18 protein-coding genes are annotated in these 18018 nt (G+C 54.1%); 12 read left to right on the top strand and 6 right to left on the bottom strand.

All coding sequences use genetic code 11. From position 1 onward, the window contains the following. The first annotated feature begins 22 nt into the window (after positions 1-22). From HVZ37_RS06095 to mnmH, 5 genes are all read left to right on the top strand, one after another. The gene (locus tag HVZ37_RS06095) at positions 23-859 is read left to right on the top strand and encodes a hypothetical protein (protein ID WP_181628207.1); all 837 of its coding nucleotides are present in this window, start codon (positions 23-25) and stop codon (positions 857-859) included. Then, complete coding sequence (locus HVZ37_RS06090; RefSeq protein ID WP_181628206.1) at positions 856-1797, top strand: DUF1848 domain-containing protein; 942 nt, start codon at positions 856-858, stop codon at positions 1795-1797. The genes HVZ37_RS06095 and HVZ37_RS06090 overlap by 4 nt, the downstream gene beginning before the upstream one ends. Positions 1798-1911: 114 nt before the next feature. Then, entirely contained in the window at positions 1912-2421 is a 510-nt protein-coding gene (gene purE, locus HVZ37_RS06085) for a 5-(carboxyamino)imidazole ribonucleotide mutase (protein ID WP_043001520.1), read from the top strand. Then, positions 2418-3485 (top strand): 5-(carboxyamino)imidazole ribonucleotide synthase, encoded by a 1068-nt coding sequence (purK, locus tag HVZ37_RS06080; protein ID WP_181628205.1) that lies wholly within the window; start codon positions 2418-2420, stop codon positions 3483-3485. Before purE ends, purK begins: the two co-directional genes overlap by 4 nt. A gap of 96 nt (positions 3486-3581) precedes the next feature. Further along, positions 3582-4652: a tRNA 2-selenouridine(34) synthase MnmH gene (gene mnmH, locus HVZ37_RS06075; protein WP_181628204.1), complete on the top strand. Its 1071-nt coding sequence runs from the start codon at positions 3582-3584 to the stop codon at positions 4650-4652. A gap of 66 nt (positions 4653-4718) precedes the next feature. Here the strand turns inward: mnmH and HVZ37_RS06070 are convergent, their stop codons facing one another. From HVZ37_RS06070 to ybbA, 3 genes are all read right to left on the bottom strand, one after another. Beyond that, positions 4719-5852 (bottom strand): porin, encoded by a 1134-nt coding sequence (locus HVZ37_RS06070; protein WP_044258905.1) that lies wholly within the window; start codon positions 5850-5852, stop codon positions 4719-4721. A gap of 177 nt (positions 5853-6029) precedes the next feature. Then, on the bottom strand, positions 6030-8444 hold the full coding sequence (gene ybbP, locus HVZ37_RS06065) for a putative ABC transporter permease subunit YbbP (protein WP_181628203.1): 2415 nt from the start codon (positions 8442-8444) through the stop codon (positions 6030-6032). After that, positions 8441-9127 carry a putative ABC transporter ATP-binding protein YbbA gene (gene ybbA, locus HVZ37_RS06060; RefSeq protein WP_181628202.1) on the bottom strand — a complete coding sequence of 229 codons (687 nt, stop codon included), beginning with the start codon at positions 9125-9127 and terminating at the stop codon, positions 8441-8443. Before ybbA ends, ybbP begins: the two co-directional genes overlap by 4 nt. Here ybbA and tesA point away from each other — a divergent pair. Genes tesA through HVZ37_RS06045 form a run of 3 tightly spaced genes read left to right on the top strand, consistent with a single transcriptional unit; the run spans position 9095 to position 11434 of the window. After that, entirely contained in the window at positions 9095-9721 is a 627-nt protein-coding gene (gene tesA, locus HVZ37_RS06055; RefSeq protein WP_125339513.1) for a multifunctional acyl-CoA thioesterase I/protease I/lysophospholipase L1, read from the top strand. The genes ybbA and tesA overlap by 33 nt on opposite strands. Before the next feature lie 28 nt (positions 9722-9749). Further along, on the top strand, positions 9750-10520 hold the full coding sequence (gene ybbO, locus HVZ37_RS06050) for an NADP(+)-dependent aldehyde reductase (RefSeq protein ID WP_043001525.1): 771 nt from the start codon (positions 9750-9752) through the stop codon (positions 10518-10520). A gap of 59 nt (positions 10521-10579) precedes the next feature. Further along, positions 10580-11434 (top strand): co-chaperone YbbN, encoded by an 855-nt coding sequence (locus tag HVZ37_RS06045; protein ID WP_043001526.1) that lies wholly within the window; start codon positions 10580-10582, stop codon positions 11432-11434. Positions 11435-11484: 50 nt separating this feature from the next. On the opposite strand, the gene fetB is transcribed toward HVZ37_RS06045, so the two are convergent. Next, entirely contained in the window at positions 11485-12264 is a 780-nt protein-coding gene (fetB, locus tag HVZ37_RS06040; RefSeq protein WP_043001527.1) for an iron export ABC transporter permease subunit FetB, read from the bottom strand. Next, entirely contained in the window at positions 12257-12928 is a 672-nt protein-coding gene (fetA, locus tag HVZ37_RS06035) for an iron ABC transporter ATP-binding protein FetA (RefSeq protein WP_044258908.1), read from the bottom strand. The genes fetB and fetA overlap by 8 nt, the downstream gene beginning before the upstream one ends. A 145-nt stretch (positions 12929-13073) precedes the next feature. On the opposite strand from fetA, the gene HVZ37_RS06030 reads away from it, so the two are divergent. The 4 genes from HVZ37_RS06030 to HVZ37_RS06015 are packed head-to-tail and all read left to right on the top strand — an operon-like array spanning position 13074 to position 17302. After that, on the top strand, positions 13074-13988 hold the full coding sequence (locus HVZ37_RS06030; RefSeq protein ID WP_043001529.1) for an SPFH domain-containing protein: 915 nt from the start codon (positions 13074-13076) through the stop codon (positions 13986-13988). After that, positions 13988-14446, top strand: a complete 459-nt coding sequence (locus tag HVZ37_RS06025; RefSeq protein WP_054176092.1) for an NfeD family protein — start codon at positions 13988-13990, stop codon at positions 14444-14446. Before HVZ37_RS06030 ends, HVZ37_RS06025 begins: the two co-directional genes overlap by 1 nt. Positions 14447-14468: 22 nt before the next feature. Then, on the top strand, positions 14469-16616 hold the full coding sequence (locus HVZ37_RS06020; protein WP_181628464.1) for a hypothetical protein: 2148 nt from the start codon (positions 14469-14471) through the stop codon (positions 16614-16616). Beyond that, the gene (locus tag HVZ37_RS06015) at positions 16586-17302 is read left to right on the top strand and encodes a DUF3142 domain-containing protein (protein WP_181628201.1); all 717 of its coding nucleotides are present in this window, start codon (positions 16586-16588) and stop codon (positions 17300-17302) included. The genes HVZ37_RS06020 and HVZ37_RS06015 overlap by 31 nt, the downstream gene beginning before the upstream one ends. Here HVZ37_RS06015 and cueR read toward each other — a convergent pair. Continuing rightward, the gene (gene cueR / locus HVZ37_RS06010) at positions 17299-17709 is read right to left on the bottom strand and encodes a Cu(I)-responsive transcriptional regulator (RefSeq protein ID WP_044258912.1); all 411 of its coding nucleotides are present in this window, start codon (positions 17707-17709) and stop codon (positions 17299-17301) included. The two genes, HVZ37_RS06015 and cueR, sit on opposite strands and share 4 nt — an antisense overlap. Positions 17710-18018: the final 309 nt, after the last annotated feature.

Raw genomic sequence — 18018 nt, 5'->3', positions numbered from 1 at the left:
ACAAATTTAAAAAGTAAGGGCAATGATGAATATCGATCAAGATTTTATTCGTACAACTGTGCTTAGTTTTCATCGGAGCTTAATGAGGAATGGTTTTTTATGTGACCATTCCGAATTTTTACCTTTGAATGATAACTATGATGACGAAGTCTACCAAAAAATATATGCGTTAAAATACCTTCCCGCCTACTATTTTGAATATTGTATTTTAGCCAATTTGCTTCTGAAAAGGCTAAATAACAATAACGTAACCGACATAAACATTGCCTCTATGGGGTGTGGTTTATACCCCGATTACTTTGCCCTCCTTCATAATCTTACGGGCATCAACTTTAACTATTATGGTTACGATGTATGTCACTGGAAAACAAGACAACTGCTTCCACAAGGAAAAGACAACTTATATCTGACATCACGTGCTGTTAACCAAATCAGCTCGAAGACTCTGGGCAAATTTGATGTGTTTATTTTTCCCAAATCACTTAAAGACATTGAACAGTCATCAGATATTCAACAACTTGCCCATGATATTGTAAAAACCAAGAAAAACAAACTCTACTTTCTCAACTCTTATATAAATACTTCTTTTGAGCAGTCAAGTACACATGTAGCTATTTTCAAAATCATTCATGATGCATTAATAAATAATGGTTTTTCAACAATTGACAAGCATAATGTTACTCAATATATGGGGAACGCTGGCCAGGGCCTGAAAGCGCTAGACATTCATTTTGAATATCCACAGGAATGCCTGATGCTGTGCCTTGAAAAAGACGATAGCTGTAAGTGTAAAATAACTGATAACCCTATATTAACTAATAGATATCTTGACTACCAAATACTGGAATACTCGCGATGATCATTAGTGCCAGCCGTCGCACCGATATACCCGCTTTCTACAGCGAGTGGTTAATGAACCGCATTCGCGAGGGTTTTTTGCTGACCCGCAACCCCTTTAACTATCACCAGATCTCTCGGGTGTCATTGCGGCCTGAAGATGTTGATGCGATCGTATTCTGGACACGCAACCCGACGAAACTGCTTCCCTATATCGATGAGCTCACTGACATCGGTCACCGTTTTTATTTCCAGTTTACCCTCACCGGGTACCCGCGCTTGATTGAGTCTAAAACCTTAAATCCGCATAAAGCACTCGACGTATTCAAACGACTGTCAGCAAAAGTTGGCGCTGAAAAAGTCATCTGGCGCTATGACCCTATTTTGTTTTCAAATCTCCTTCCGTTTGACGAACATATCCGCCTGTTCAGTAAAATCGCCACCGAATTAGAAGGCTATACCCGGCGCGTCGTGATTAGCTTCGCTGATTTCTATCAAAAAACAGAAAAAAACCTGAAGGCGATTGATTCGCTCATTTACAGCGATATCACACAGAACCAGCCACTCTGCTTAGCGCTGTCGCAAAAATTGGCGGATATTGCCCGGCAACATGGGCTGGATATTTACTCCTGTGCAGAAGAAGTCAATCTTACCGGGCAGGGTATTCAGCACGGTAAGTGTATTGATGAGGCGCTCATTAATGACTTGTTTGGCTTATTAATACCCAACAGCAAAGATACAGGTCAACGTGAGGCCTGTGGATGTGTCAAAAGTATAGACATCGGTGCCTACAACACCTGCCTGCATGGATGTCAATATTGCTACGCGACTTACAATCAACATCAAGCCAACAGCAATTTCAAAAAGCATGATCCACAGAGTCCCTTTTTGTCAGGGGGCACAGAGGGGGTTGATCCGCTTCTGTTAGAACCGGTACGTTTCCAGCGAACTCTCTTTTGACATCGCAGGAAGCCTTAAAATCCAGCTACGCAACCGTTTTCCTTGGCGTTGTATCGTGCTATTCTCTGTGGCCTCAAAAGCAGCGTGTCCCGCACCACAGGAGTTTTCAGACGCATGTCTTCCCGCAATAATCCGGCGCGTGTCGCCATCGTGATGGGGTCCAAAAGCGACTGGGCTACCATGCAGTTCGCCGCCGAAATCTTTGAAATCCTGGATGTCCCACATCACGTAGAAGTGGTTTCTGCCCACCGCACCCCCGATAAACTGTTCAGCTTTGCCGAAAGCGCCGAAGAGAACGGCTATCAGGTAATTATTGCTGGCGCAGGTGGCGCTGCCCATCTTCCAGGTATGATTGCGGCGAAAACGCTGGTGCCGGTATTGGGCGTTCCGGTACAAAGCGCGGCGCTGAGCGGCGTTGATAGCCTGTACTCAATCGTGCAGATGCCGCGCGGTATTCCGGTCGGTACACTGGCAATTGGTAAAGCGGGCGCGGCTAACGCGGCGCTGCTGGCGGCGCAGATTCTGGCGACGCATGATAAGGCATTGCATCAGCGCCTGAACGACTGGCGCAAGGCGCAAACGGATGAGGTGTTGGAGAATCCGGATCCGCGAGGTGCGGCATGAAACAGGTTTGCGTACTGGGCAACGGGCAGTTAGGCCGGATGCTCCGTCAGGCCGGTGAACCGCTGGGTATCGCCGTCTGGCCGGTGGGGCTGGATGCGGAACCGGCTGCCGTGCCTTTTCAGCAAAGCGTGATTACCGCAGAAATCGAGCGCTGGCCGGAAACCGCGTTAACACGTGAACTGGCGCGTCATCCGGCTTTCGTTAACCGTGATGTATTCCCAATTATTGCTGATCGCCTGACGCAAAAACAGCTTTTCGATAAGCTCGGCCTGGCGACCGCGCCATGGCAATTGCTGGCCGACAAAAGCGAATGGCCTGCTGTCTTTCACCGTTTAGGCGAACTGGCGATCGTGAAACGTCGTGTCGGTGGTTATGACGGTCGTGGTCAGTGGCGTTTACGCGCCAGTGAAACCGATCAACTGCCTGACGACAACTACGGCGAATGCATCGTTGAGCAAGGCATTAATTTCTCGGGTGAAGTGTCGCTCGTTGGCGCACGCGCGCATGACGGCAGCACGGTGTTCTACCCGCTGACGCGTAACCTGCATCAGGACGGTATTCTGCGCACCAGCGTCGCCTTCCCTCGAGCCGACGCGAAGCAACAAGCGCAGGCCGAAGCCATGCTTTCGGCCATCATGCAGGAACTGGGTTACGTTGGCGTGATGGCGATGGAGTGCTTTGTTACGCCGGAAGGTCTGCTGATCAACGAACTGGCCCCGCGCGTGCACAACAGCGGTCACTGGACGCAAAACGGTGCCAGCATCAGCCAGTTTGAGCTGCATTTGCGGGCGATTACCGGCCTGCCGCTGCCGTCACCGGTGGTGGACAGTCCGTCGGTAATGGTGAATCTGATTGGCAGCGATCTGAACTACGACTGGCTGAAACTGCCGTTAGTGCATCTGCACTGGTACGACAAAGAGGTGCGTCCGGGGCGTAAAGTGGGTCATCTGAATCTGACCGACAGCGATACCGCGCGCCTGAGCGCCACGTTGGAAGCCCTCGCGCCGTTGCTGCCGCCGGAATACGCCAGCGGTATCTTCTGGGCGCAAACTCAGATCAAGTAAGCCTAAAATGCGGGGAAGTTTAACTTATACTTCCCCGCCCTCTCGTTCCGCGCGTAAAATCCCGTCCATTGCTGTTTGTCTTCTTCAGGATTTCTCATGAACGATGGAACGGACTATCGCGCGATCCTTACCGCCGATACGCCCTTAATCGATGTCCGCGCGCCGGTTGAATTTCAGCAGGGTGCCATACCGGGCGCGATAAATTTACCCTTAATGAATGATGACGAGCGTGCCGCCGTGGGTACCTGCTATAAACGCCAGGGGCCAGAAGCTGCACTTGAGCTCGGCCATCAACTGGTCAGCGGCGAGATTCGCCAGCAGCGTCTGGCTGCCTGGCGCAAAGCCTGCCAGCAACACCCGCAGGGCTATCTCTGCTGCGCCCGGGGCGGTCAGCGTTCGCACATTGTCCAGCAGTGGCTACGTGAATCCGGCGTGGATTACCCGTTGATCAACGGTGGCTACAAAGCGCTACGCCAGGCCGCGATTGCCGCCACGGAAGAACAGGTCCAAAAACCGATCGTGCTGATTGGCGGCTGTACCGGCAATGGCAAAACGCAACTGGTGCAAAAGCAGGAAAACGGGGTAGATCTTGAGGGATTAGCCCACCATCGCGGCTCCTCTTTTGGGCGCACGCTGGAACCCCAGCTCAGTCAGGCCAGTTTTGAAAATCTGCTGGCGGTGACGCTGCTCAAAAAGCAGGCCACGCGCTGGGTGCTGGAAGATGAAGGCCGTATGATCGGCGCTAACCATCTGCCGGAATGCCTGCGCGAACGCATGACGCAGGCCGCTATCGCCGTGATTGACGATCCGTTCGGGCGCCGTCTTGAGCGCCTGCGGGAAGAGTATTTCGTGCGGATGCATCATGATTTCACCCATGCGTATGGCGAAGAGCCGGGATGGCAGGAATACAGCAATTATCTGCATCATGGGCTTTCTGCAATTCAACGGCGTCTGGGTTTGCAGCGGTTTAATGAGTTAACCGCCAGGCTGGACGTGGCGCTGGAGGCACAGCGTCAGACCGGCAGCACCGAAGTGCATTTCAGTTGGTTAGTGCCGCTGCTGGAAGAATATTACGATCCGATGTATCGCTATCAACTGGAAAAGAAAGCCGGACAGATTGTCTTTCGTGGAACATTTGAAGAGGTTGAGGCGTGGTTGCGCGGTTGAAAAACGCCGGAGGGTGATGATTTGTAGGCCCGGTAAGCGTTAGCGTCACCGGGCACAGCATCAGACTCAGAAGTCGTAACGCAGACGCACCAGGTTCATATCACCCAGGTTATCGGTGCTGGAGGTAAAGACGTGTTCGTAATCAACACGGAAACCATAATCCAGCTGGAAGCTGATACCCACGCCGTTGTCGGTACGCAGGTAGTTGCGACCATTCACGTATTCAATACGGTCACCCATGAAGTACGGCTGAACGGATTTCAACGCATACTGGTTGATTGGGAATGTATAGCCCGCAAAGTATTCCAGACCCCACGCATCACCGGCAAAGTAGTCGTTAACAGACACTTTTTTGGTGGTCATAAAGTTCTGGTACCAGCCGCCGCCCAGTGAGAAGGTCCAGTTATCCGGGGTCCAGCTCAGGGCAGTACCCACGATGTTCTGATCGTACGTTTTGCTGCCGTTACCGCGCATTTCCGCACGGGTGTAGTTCCACGCCGTACCCCAGCTCAGATCGTCAGTAATGTGATAATCCGCACCCAGTGAACCACCGCCTTTACGCTTGTAGTTCAGGCCATTATTCGGGTTGTAGTCGTCGCTGAACAGATAAGATGCGTAGAGATCAACATCACCAACCGTTTTCTTATATTTCAGCATTTTGCGGGAACGGTAAGAACCATCATAGTCGCCGTTAATCCCGTTACCCGGTGCCTGACCAATCATGTCGTAGTCCCAGATATCGGTTTTCGCACCGACCACATCGTAGTAGATGCTGTTCTGTTGACCGAAGGTCAGCGTACCCCAGGTATCGCTCTTCAGACCGGTGTACAGCATACGACGCGTGGTGTCATGCGCGCCGTCAGCATAGTGATTGTCCCAGTTGAACTGCGCCGGAATGTTAACGCCCAGCTCGTAGAAGCTGATCCAACTGATGTCATCAAACAGATAGTAATCTGCCGCGAAGCGGAAACGGGTACCGCCGTCGAAGCCATTACGTTTATAGCCATTTGCGCCGTCATCGCCCGTCATGTTCTGGAACTGAGGACGAATACTCCCGCCAACGGTAAAGTTGAGACGGCTCAGCGGATTACCCGCCTGCGGATCTTGTTTCAGAACGGTGATTTCCGCCTGAGAGGCGAAAGACGTCAATGCCACTGCTGCGCCGATCGATGCCGCCAGCGCTGTTGTTTTTATAGTCATTATTTTTCCTTGATAGATTTCCTGCTAATTATTCAGCGCTTGAATATTAACTGGTATTAACACTGACGTGTTGGCGGGTTTTTAATGATTTGTGCCGTTAAATAGCGAGGGGTTATCAATTTATGCTACTAAGAAAGTACGCGCCAGCATAAAAACCGGCGCGTCATTATCACGGGATTAAACAGTAAACTGACGGAACAACGCTTTCCCTTTCAGCAGACGGACACCGAGCCAGCCCCCGCAAAGAGAAAGTAAAAGCGCGCCGCAAAGAGGCAGGACAATCCACAAGCGCCAGTCAGGTTCCCACGGGAAGTCAAACACCTGCGTTTGCAGCACCGCCAACGCGGTTTCCGCGCCGATGGACGCCACCAGCCCGGAGACCAGCCCCAGCATGGCAAATTCACACCACAGCGTAGTGCGCAGGAGTTTTTTGCCCGCGCCTAACGTACGCCAGACCACCAGTTCCTGATGGCGCTGGCGCATGCCGACCTGCACCTGCGCCAGTAGCAACAGCATGCCGCAGGCGGTTACCAGCACAACCATGACCTCCAGCGCCCGGCTAACCTGCTCCAGCACCTGCCCTACCTGCTTAAGGATCGCGCCGATGTCTAACAGGCTAATCGTCGGGAACTCACGATTAAGTTGCGTCAGCATGCCGTTGCCGTTTTCCCAGCGGAAGCTGGTCAGCCAGCTTTGCGGCTGACCATCCAGCGCGCCGGACGGAAAGATAAAGAAAAAGTTAGGGCGCAGGCTTTCCCAGTCGACCCGGCGCAAACTGGTCACCTTCGCACTGAACGCCTGAGTGTCACCCATAAAAGTGACGCTGTCGCCGAGTGAAACGTTCAACCGTTTTGCCAGCCCCTCTTCCATCGATACCTCGCCTTTTCCTGGCGGCCAGTTACCGGCGGTGATGGGGTTGTGATCCGGACGGGTATCCTGCCAGGTCAGATTCAGCTCACGATTCAGAGACTCATCTTGTCCCCCTTCTGTCGGCGTGTTGTTTATCGCCGTCAACCGCGCCCGCACGATCGGGTAGAACGCTTCCGGGATCACCTGATGCTCGGAGAGAAATGCCTTCACCTGCGGCACCTGCTCCGGGGCAATGTTGATCAGAAAATAATTGGGACTTTCCGGCGGAAGCTGCTGCTGCCAGCGATCCAGCAGATCACCGCGTAAAACCAGCAGCAGTGCCAGTAGCATAAACGACAGCGAAAACGCTGACAGCTGGCTCAGCGTCGACCACGGCTGACGTAACAGACGACTGACCGCGAGGCGCAGCGGCAACGACGACAGCGTCATCCCACGCAGAACGTTCAGCAGCATCCAGCCCAACACGCCGCACAGCAGCGCCAGCACGACCGCCCCCGCCAGCACCGCCCACAGCAACGGACTGCTGCCCATTAACCCGGCCAGTAACACCACCACCACCACGGTCACGATCGGCAAATAGAATTTCAGCGGCCAGACGTTGGCCACCACGTCACGACGCAAGACGCGCAGCGGCTGGGTAGCTAATAACAAGCGATAGGGACACAAACCGACCAGCAGCGAGATCACCGTCATGGTGCCCAACGCCCAGATCCACGGCCAGAAACTGGCAGGCGGCAGCGCGGCGGGCAGCACCGGTTTAAGCAGTACCATTAGCATCTTTTCGAATAACAGGCCGATCGCCCCGCCCGTCACGGCGGAAAGCGCCAGTACCATCAGCCACTGCCCAACAATCAGTTTTCGCAGTTGTGGCCTGCCCGCACCGAGCGTTTTCAGAATCGCCACCAGATCATAACGACTGCGACAGTAGTGATTCATCGCCACCGCCACGGCAGCGACGGCCAGCAGCAGTGTTAACAGTGCCGAAAGAAGAAGAAATTGTTGCGAACGCTCCAGGGATTTGCCCAGCGCGCCGTCGTCCTGTTCAAGTCCGTACCAGCGATGTTCCGGCTTCAGCTGCGGTAGTAGCCACTTTTCATAGCCGTCAAGCTGTTGCGGCGTGCCACCAAATTTATAGCGCCACGTGACGCGACTGCCGGGCTGCACGGCACCGGTTTTCGCAACATCCGCTGTATTCATTAACAGACGCGGCGCCATCTGGAAGGGGTTAAAGCCGGAGTCTGGCTCCTGCACCACTTCCCCAGCAATGCGCAGCGTGGCGTCGCCGACATCAATAGTGTCGCCGATTTTCAGGTTCAGCAACGCCATCAGTCGCGGCGCCAACAGTACCGTTCCCTGCTGCGGCTTGAGCCCCGGCGGATTGGTTTCCAGCTCGCCGTACATCGGATAGATGTCATCGACCGCTTTGACGTTCGCCAGCTGTGGCGTATCGCCGGCAAAGGTCATGGTGGCAAAGGTCAGTTGTTCTCCGACCTTCAGACCGCGCTGACGCGCATCGTCAATCCACGCCTGCGGCACCTCGCGTGAGCTGCGCAGTGCCCGGTCGCCCGCCATGAACTCGCGGCTTTGCTGACTTAACCCTTTTTCCATCCGGTCGCTGATGTTGCCCAGCGCCAACACGCAGGCCACCGCCAGACTCAGCGCCAGCCAGACAATCAACAGCGACGGCGAGCGCCATTCGCGCCAGAACCAGCGTGCGATCATGCCTCCTCCTGCAACTGTCCATTCACCAGGCGCAGTCGTCGGTTGCAGCGCGCCGCCAGTTGCGGATCGTGAGTCACCAGAATCAGCGTGGTGCCGTGTTCACGGTTAAGCGAAAAGAGCAGATCGGCAATTTTCTCACCGGTCTGCCGGTCGAGGTTCCCCGTTGGTTCATCGGCAAACAGGACGTCCGGGCGACCATTAAAAGCGCGCGCCAACGCCACGCGCTGCTGCTCACCACCGGAAAGCTGCGCCGGAAGATGGTCCAGACGCTTGCCCAGACCCAGTTGTTCCAGCAGGGCTTTCGCTCCCGCTTTACTTTGTCCGCTGTTTTCGCCGCGCAGTAGTGCGGGAAGTTCGACGTTTTCCAGTGCATTCAGCGTGGGAATCAACATAAATGACTGAAAGACAAAACCGACATGCTGTGCACGCAGTTGAGCCCGGTCCTCTTCATCCATCTGATGCAACGGTTTCCCCACCAGATTGACGGCGCCGTCGGTGCCATCGTCCAGTCCGGCGAGGATCGCCAGTAGCGTAGATTTCCCTGAACCCGACTCGCCAATCAGCGCAATGGTCTCGGCGCGTTTGACAACCAGGTCAACTCCGGTAAGGATGGAAAGCTCGTGCTCCTCCTGACCGACGGACTTCTTAAGATGATGAACTTCAACAATGTTTTCCGCTGGCATTTGCCTTTCCTGTTCCTGATCCTGTTTACCTGTCGGGCCGCTGCGGCTGACACGTTGTTAATCCTCGGCGACAGCCTGAGCGCCGGGTACCGAATGTCCGCCAGTGCCGCCTGGCCTGCACTGCTCAACGACAAATGGCAGAGCAAAACCACCGTGGTGAACGCCAGCATCAGCGGCGACACCTCCCAGCAAGCGCTGGCACGCCTGCCTGCGCTACTCAAACAGCATCAACCGCGCTGGGTGCTGGTTGAGCTGGGCGGCAACGACGGGCTACGCGGCTTTGCGCCGCAACAGACCGAACAAACGCTGCGTACCATCGTGCAGGACGTGAAGGCGGCGAACGCCGAGCCGTTGCTGATGCAAATTCGCCTGCCCGCAAACTATGGCCGTCGGTATAATGAAACCTTTAGCGCGCTCTATCCAAAGCTCGCCAAAGAATTTGATATTCCTCTGTTACCCTTTTTTATGGAAGAGGTCTATCTAAAACCGCAGTGGATGCAGGATGATGGTATTCACCCTAACCGCGATGCCCAGCCGTTTATCGCTGACTGGATGGCGAAGCAGCTGAGTCCTTTAGTAAAACACGAGTCTTAATTCAACGGAGATCCTGACAGGTAAAGTTATGCAAAAATCGGTCTTAATAACAGGATGTTCCAGCGGTATCGGCCTGGAAAGCGCGCTTGAGCTGAAGCGTCAGGGTTTTCAGGTTCTCGCCGGCTGCCGCAAACCCGACGATGTCACGCGCATGAATAATATGGGATTCACCGGCGTATTGATCGACCTCGACTCGCCTGAGAGCGTGGATCGCGCCGCTGACGAGGTGATCGCCCTGACCGATAACTGCTTATACGGGATCTTTAACAATGCCGGATACGGCGTCTACGGTCCGCTGCCCACCATCAGCCGCGCGCAGATGGAGCAGCAATTTTCCGCCAATTTCTTTGGCGCTCATCAGCTCACGATGCGTCTGTTACCGGCCATGCTGCCGCATGGCGAAGGTCGGATCGTGATGACCTCCTCGGTGATGGGGCTTATCTCTACACCCGGACGCGGCGCCTACGCGGCCAGTAAATACGCGCTGGAAGCCTGGTCAGATGCGTTACGCATGGAGCTACGTCACAGCGGAATTAAGGTCAGCCTGATTGAACCCGGCCCTATTCGCACGCGCTTTACGGAAAACGTTAACCAGACCCAGAACGACAAACCGGTGGAAAACCCCGGTATTGCCGCACGTTTTACGCTCGATCCTGAAGCCGTCGTCGCCAAAGTGCGCCATGCTTTTATCAGCGATAAACCCAAACTCCGCTATCCCGTCACGCTGGTAACCTGGGCCGTCATGCTGCTCAAACGTCTGCTGCCGGGACGCCTGATGGACAAAATTTTGCACGGATGAGTTGAAGCGCACGCGTCAGCCCCCATGTAAAAAAGAAATCGACACAAGAGAGCGACTCCATGTCCACACAGAATATTGTCAACATTAACGAAGCGAACCTGCAGCAGACCTTAGAACTGTCGATGACCACGCCGGTCCTGTTCTACTTCTGGTCTGAACGCAGCCAGCACTGCCTGCAACTGACGCCGGTGCTGGAAAGCCTTGCCGCACAGTACAACGGTCAGTTCATTCTGGCGAAGCTCGACTGCGATGCCGAGCAGATGATTGCCTCTCAGTTCGGTCTGCGCGCTATTCCAACCGTCTATTTGTTCCAGAACGGTCAGCCGGTTGACGGCTTCCAGGGACCGCAGCCTGAAGAGGTGATTCGCGCCCTGCTCGACAAAGTGCTGCCGCGTGAAGAAGAGCTAAAAGCGCAACAGGCCATGCAGCTGATGCAGGAAGACAACTACATTGAAGCGCTGCCGCTGTTGAAAGACGCCTGGCAGCTATCTAACCAGAGCAGTGAAATCGGCCTGCTACTGGCGGAAACGCAGATTGCCCTCAACCGCTCTGAAGATGCAGAAGCCGTGCTGAAAACCATTCCGCTTCAGGATCAGGACACCCGTTATCAGGGGCTGGTCGCGCAAATTGAACTGTTGAAACAGGCGGCGGATACGCCAGAGATTCAGCTACTGCAACAACAGGTGGCGGAAAATCCGCAGGACGCCGGACTGGCCGCACAGCTGGCGCTGCAACTGCATCAGGTGGGACGCAACGAAGAAGCACTGGAACTGCTGTTCAGTCATCTGAAAAAAGATCTTGCCGCCGCAGACGGTCAGGCGCGTAAAACGTTCCAGGAAATTCTTGCCGCGCTGGGTACCGGCGACGCGCTGGCGTCGAAATATCGTCGTCAGCTCTACGCGCTGTTGTACTGATTTACGTTGCCCGATGGCGCTACGCTTATCGGGCCTACGCCAGTCGCTGGTTACGATTTCTTCAAACGCGTCACCACCAGTTGGTGGCGCGAGTTGTAAAACTTCCGATAGGTTAAATAGCAAGCAATGATGGTCGACAGGCTCGCCGTTGAGAGCAACATAAAGGTCACCATAATCTGATATTTAATCGCTTTGACCGGATCGATACCGGCAAAGATCAGCCCTGACATCATCCCCGGCAAACTCACCAGTCCGACCGTTTTCGCGGAGTCGATCGTTGGGATCAGCGAGGCGCGAATACTGTCGCGGATCAAGCCCGCAGACGCCATTTTCGGCGTGGCGCCAAGACTGAGTTTTTCCTGAATCTGCTGTTGTTCGCTGCTGAAACGCTGACCGAGATTGTTGTAGCACAATCCGACGGCCACCATCGCATTACCAGCGATCATCCCAGAAATGGGGATCACCTGCATCGGGATAAATTCAATCGACCCCGACAGCACCAGCACCGCCAGCGTTAACCCTGCCCCCGTCGTGATGGCAATAAACGAGGAAACAAACGCTTTATCAATATATTTACTGCGCTTCTGCGCGTTATACGCGGCGTTAAAACAGATGAATAACACCATCACTAACGTCAGGACAGCATGATTGACCGCGAAGATATATTTCAGGACATAGCCGACGATAATAAGTTGAACCACGGCGCGAGCGACGCTCCAGAGAATATCTTTCTCCAGCGCCAGTTTCTCTTTATGGCTTATCAGCATCGCCACCACCACCAGCATCATCGCTAATGCCAGTGACTCGTTAGTAATATTATGTTCATTCATTACGCGCTTCCTGCATTTCTCCGGCATGCGGCATCAGAGTGATTATTTCATCCGCATGATTAATTTCGTCTTTATCGTGAGTCACCCACAACACCCCTATCTGCTTATCACGAGCATAGTGATGAATAATCTCATTCACATTGCGCTTATTGCTTTCATCCAGTGCGCTGGTGATTTCATCAAGCAATAAAACCTGCGGTAAAAACTGTAAATTGCGGATCAGGGAAATGCGCTGCTTCTCGCCGCCGGAGAGCGCATTGATATTTTTCGCCAGAATCGACTCCGGCAGTTGAAAGCGGGCAAGGTCCGCCAGAAAAGCCCCAGGATCAGGACGCTGGTTACGGATTTGCCAGGGGAAGATCAGATTATCGTAGACCGTATCGCCAAACAGCGCGGGCGTCTGGGCGCAATACGAAACCTGTTGACGATAATGTTCCGGGTTGAGAGTAGCGATATCCTCTCCACCAAAGCGGATCTCACCGCTATTCGGACTGAGCAACGACGCAATAATCTTCAGTAAGGTACTTTTTCCACAGCCAGAAGGGCCGGTGATTAATTTAAATTCACCAGGACGTAAGTCAAAACTGATGTTATTCAGAATTTTGATGGTCCCGACCTGGTAACCCACATTGTTTACCTGCAACAACCTGCTATTTTCACGCATTATCTATCCTGTTTTCGCGTTTTATCGCAAAATAGTGTATCCCTCTAATTAACAGGAGGGGAACTCTCTTTAATGAATCAGGTATAATTTCAAGAGTAACATCGCCAATCTCGACATCATGGACAGTTCAACAGGAGGTTTTTCAATGCTTATTGTTATTCCTATTCTCATTTTTGTCGCGCTGGTCATCGTCGGCGCCGGCGTGAAAATTGTTCCCCAGGGGTATCAGTGGACGGTAGAGCGATTTGGCCGCTATACCAAAACGCTGCAACCGGGCTTAAGCATCGTTGTGCCGTTCATGGACCGGATTGGACGCAAAATCAATATGATGGAGCAGGTGCTGGATATTCCCTCGCAGGAAGTGATCTCGAAAGATAACGCCAACGTCACCATTGATGCCGTCTGCTTTATTCAGGTGATTGACGCGCCACGTGCGGCCTATGAGGTCAGCAATCTGGAACTGGCGATCATCAACCTCACTATGACCAACATCCGTACCGTTCTGGGGTCGATGGAGCTTGATGAAATGCTCTCCCAGCGTGACAGCATCAATACCCGACTGCTGCATATCGTCGATGAGGCCACCAATCCCTGGGGCATTAAAGTCACGCGTATCGAGATTCGTGATGTCCGCCCACCGGCTGAACTGATCTCCTCCATGAACGCCCAGATGAAAGCGGAACGTACTAAACGTGCGTATATTCTGGAAGCCGAAGGGGTGCGCCAGGCAGAAATCCTTAAGGCCGAAGGGGAAAAACAGTCGCAGATCCTGAAAGCTGAAGGGGAACGTCAATCCGCCTTCTTACAGGCAGAAGCCCGCGAACGTTCCGCTGAAGCGGAAGCCCGCGCGACCAAAATGGTGTCTGAAGCGATCGCCTCCGGTGATATTCAGGCGGTGAATTACTTTGTGGCGCAGAAATATACCGAAGCGCTACAGCAAATCGGCTCGTCCAGTAACAGTAAAGTGGTGATGATGCCACTGGATGCCAGCAGCCTGATGGGTTCCATTGCCGGGATCACTGAACTGATCAAGGACAGCGCCAGCGAACGGAATAAATAATGATCGAGATGATTGTGGGGCATCCCCATATTTTCTGGCTCAGCCTTGGCGGTCTGCTTCTGGCCGCTGAGATGTTGGGCGGCAACGGTTATCTGTTGTGGAGCGGCGTCGCGGCGGTCATTACCGGCATTCTGGTCTGGCTGTTGCCCGTCGACTGGGAATGGCAGGGTGTTATCTTTGCCGTCTTAACGCTGCTTGCCGCCTGGTTCTGGTGGAAGTGGATGGCGAAACGCGTTCGTGAACAAAAACCGGTAGACAGTCAGCTCAACCAGCGCGGCCAGCAACTGGTCGGCCGTCGGTTTGTCCTGGAGTCGTCTCTGGTCAATGGTCGTGGACACATGCGTGTTGGCGACAGTTCATGGCCGGTCAACGCCAGCGACGATCTGCCCGCCGGCACGCACGTTGAAGTGATTGCCGTTGAAGGCATCACGCTCTATATCAGACCCCTTACCCGATAAAATCGATGACAGGAATCGCATGATGGTCAGGAAGACGCCTCTGGCATTTAGCTTTTGTGCATTACTGGCGAGCGCCGCCCCTCAGGCATTCGCCTCGTTTGATATCGCAGACTGCACCTGGAGCGACGCGCGCTGTCTGCTAAAAGGTGCCCCTATTCTGACGCCCGATAATGATTCACGCGATAACCTGTTGCGTCTGCTGAGTGAGGCAAAGTCGTTTGCTGTGCCCGTTCAGTCGATGCCTGCGGATATCACCCGCTCACGCGATTTCTATTTTGCTTATCACCCGCAGTGGGATGACGATGATGTCCGCACGGACTCGCCTGCACAAACGCAGAATGCACCCAATACACTCGCCCAGCAGATGGCAACGCTGCAGGTAGCGGCGGTTGAATTCAACCACGACGGTGAGCAGGAAAACCGTTTTGTCTCCAATACTGCCGACAGCGTCAGTCAGTTTTTTGCCGCGCTACTGAGCGATGCTACGCTGACAGCAGAACAAAAGCAGGCGCTGGCGCAGGCACGTCTGGGACTCTATTCCGGGGCCAGCGCAGAGCAAATCACGGCCTCTCTCACTACGCTCCCGGCGGACTCACCTGCCCTGGCGTATAAAACCTATCTGAACGCCGCAGCCCATTTTTACGCGGGTGAATACGAAAGCGCGGCGCAGGTCTTCACGTCGCTGCTTAAGAGCGATCGCCCGTGGCTGGCGGAAACCGCGCAATATATGCTAATGCGCACGGCGCTGAACAAAAGCAGCCAGAACAGCGTCGGCGAATATGGCGATTTTGATATCGCGCGAATAAATCGTGAAGACGCCTTACGCGCGAAAAAAGAGGCGCAGACCTATCTTCAGCGCTGGCCTGAAGGCCGCTATGCCGATTCCGCACACGGCATGCTGCGTCGCATCCACTGGTATTTGCAGGACTGGGCGTCGCTTGCAGGATTGTATGAGCAGGCATTCCGGCAGGCCGCCGATGCGCAGACGCTGCGAAACCGGGTGATTGAATACGATAATGTCTATGGCAGGCAGTTTTACGATCAATCGGTACAGGAGGCGTTCGCCGATGCCCCTCTCGTCAGCTATACCGAGATGCTACGCGCCCTTCGTCTGAACAGCGACCAGAAGCCAACCCTGACGCAGGCTAACCTGGATGCCAGCAAACCGGTTTTTGAAAAAAGCGGAAAACTGCCGCTGTGGCGCGATCTGCAACTCAACCTGTGGCTGGCGACAGAAAACAATGCTGCGATTCTTCAGGTGGTTACCCCGGCAAAACAACTTCCGGCTCACGATATCCTCGCTTTCAGCGAACAGGTTCTCTACGGTAACGCGCTGATGGGTCAAAAGCAGTGGTCAGAAGCGCGTGATTTCTGGTCGACATTGCTGAAGCTGAGCCAGGATAACGAACAGCAGCAGTATGTGCAGGCAAAACTGGCGGCCACGCTGGTGTACAGTGGCGATACGGAGGCGGTTTTTGCCCCGGACAGCGCGGTCACCAACCTGCGTTATCGTTCCCGGGTACTGAAAACCGTGGCGACGCCTGAACAGTTGCGTCAGCAGGTCAGCCAGGGACCGAATAACGAAGAACGCACTATCGCGCTGCATACGCTGCTGGTGCGCGATCTCACAGAAGACCGCTTTAGCGACTGGCTGCAGGACCGCAAACTCGCCAGCGCCATCACACAGCCGGTGATAGGCGAAGCATTCGACGACGTCAATCTGAGCACGTTTGACTGGAACGGTGACGCCGCTGAAGTCGGTTACGTGTGCCGCAGCCTCAATGAGACCGTCGGCACGCTGAGCAAAAATCCCGATGATGCCCATGCGCTGAACTGTCTGGGTGAGTTCTTCCGCACGTCACAAACCCATGTCGATTTGTGGAAAGACAGCGCAGGGAATGGCGTGCTGGAGACCGCTATCGACCGCAAGCGTCCGGTTGGGCAGTATGATCGCCAGAGTTACTACCAGCAGGTCATCACCTCGCCAAAAGCCGAGCACGAAGACAGAAGTTACGCACTGTATCGCGCCATCATGTGTTACGCCCCGTCCGGCACGAATGAGTGTGGCGGAGAAGAGGTGGACAAACAGCAGCGCAAAGGCTGGTTCACGCAGTTGAAAACCCAGTATCCGGGCAGTCCGTGGGCGCAAAAACTCAAATACTACTGGTAATCGCGCTACTGGCGGGACAGGCGCAGGCGGATGAGACGATTATCACCCGCGAACATCCCGCCTTCTGGCTCTGGTCAGGGGTGAAAGCCAGCGATGAACTGAGAGGTGCCCAAACGGTCTATCTGCATCAGGGGGAAGTATTGATGCGGGCAAAGGGCGCGGAGTTTCAGCGTCTGGGGCTTCCCGTCAGCCGCCTGACGTTTCCGTCCATCTGGCTTACCGTGCGCTTTACCACGCTCGACGTTCCGGACGCGATTCCGGCACGCATCGTGCGGCTGATGCAGCGCTGGCAGGGGGCGGGAAATCAGGTGGTAGGGCTACAGGTCGATTTTGACGCCGCGACGCATCAACTCGCCGACTACGCCCGCTTTCTGCGGGTATTGCGCCAACAACTGCCACCCGATTTTGCTCTTGGGGTAACCGGATTGCTGGACTGGGCGAAAACCGGTGACATTGCAACGCTGAACGCGCTGCCAATCGATGAACTGGTAGTGCAGAGCTATCAGGGACGGCATACGGTGACGAATTATCAGGACTACCTGCCCGCCCTCTCCCGCTTGCGAATTCCCTTTAAGCTTGGTCTGGTACAGCACGGTAAGCGGGACAGCCAGGCGGAAGCGCAGTTACGCACATCCCCGTGGTATCGCGGCACGGTGGTCTTTATGCTTAATCCCGACGCGCGTTAAGCCTGCGCCTTGTGGTGGCAACAGCCAGAAAGGTTATCAATAATAGGGCATTCCGCGCTGTCATCGCCCGGACACGACTCCGCCAGCGCCAGCAACTGTACGCGCATTGACTGTAATTCGCTGATATGGCGCTCAATTTCAGCCACTTTCTCCAGCGTCCGCTTTTTGACATCCGCGCTGTGACGCCCCGGATCGTTGAACAGATTTACCAGTTCACCGCACTCTTCAAGGTTGAATCCGACCTGGCGTGCCTGGCGCAGCAGCGTCAGTTCATTGAGATGCTGTTGCCCGTAGGTGCGATAACCGTTTTCACCACGCAGCGGCGGCGTGACCAGCCCTTTTTCTTCATAAAAGCGGATCGCTTTACTGGTTAAACCGGTTTTTTTTGCTACATCGCTGATATTCACACGTCCTCCGCACCTTAAGCTGTGGCATGGTGTCATTATAACGTACTTGTGGCTGACACCACACACCCCATCCTATAGATGCCAGTAACCTCCTGTCACTTCACAGGTCGCGGCGTTACCACTGCCACTTTCACATTTCCGGAACCGTCGAACGTTCGTACTTCATAAACAGTGAAGAACATCGAAGCAGGCGTACCTTTTTCTGTAACAATTGCCTGTTATAAGTGATCGCTTTCGCAATTTTAACTCTTTTACTTGATCATTCTACGCGGGTAGATTTATTAATCTCCGGTAAAAATATAATATCTA

This window comes from Citrobacter sp. RHB35-C17 (assembly GCF_013816795.1).
Classification (GTDB): Bacteria; Pseudomonadota; Gammaproteobacteria; order Enterobacterales; family Enterobacteriaceae; genus Citrobacter_A; species Citrobacter_A amalonaticus.
Note: the sequence above shows the minus strand (reverse complement) of the source record. Positions and strands in the feature narration are given on the sequence as shown.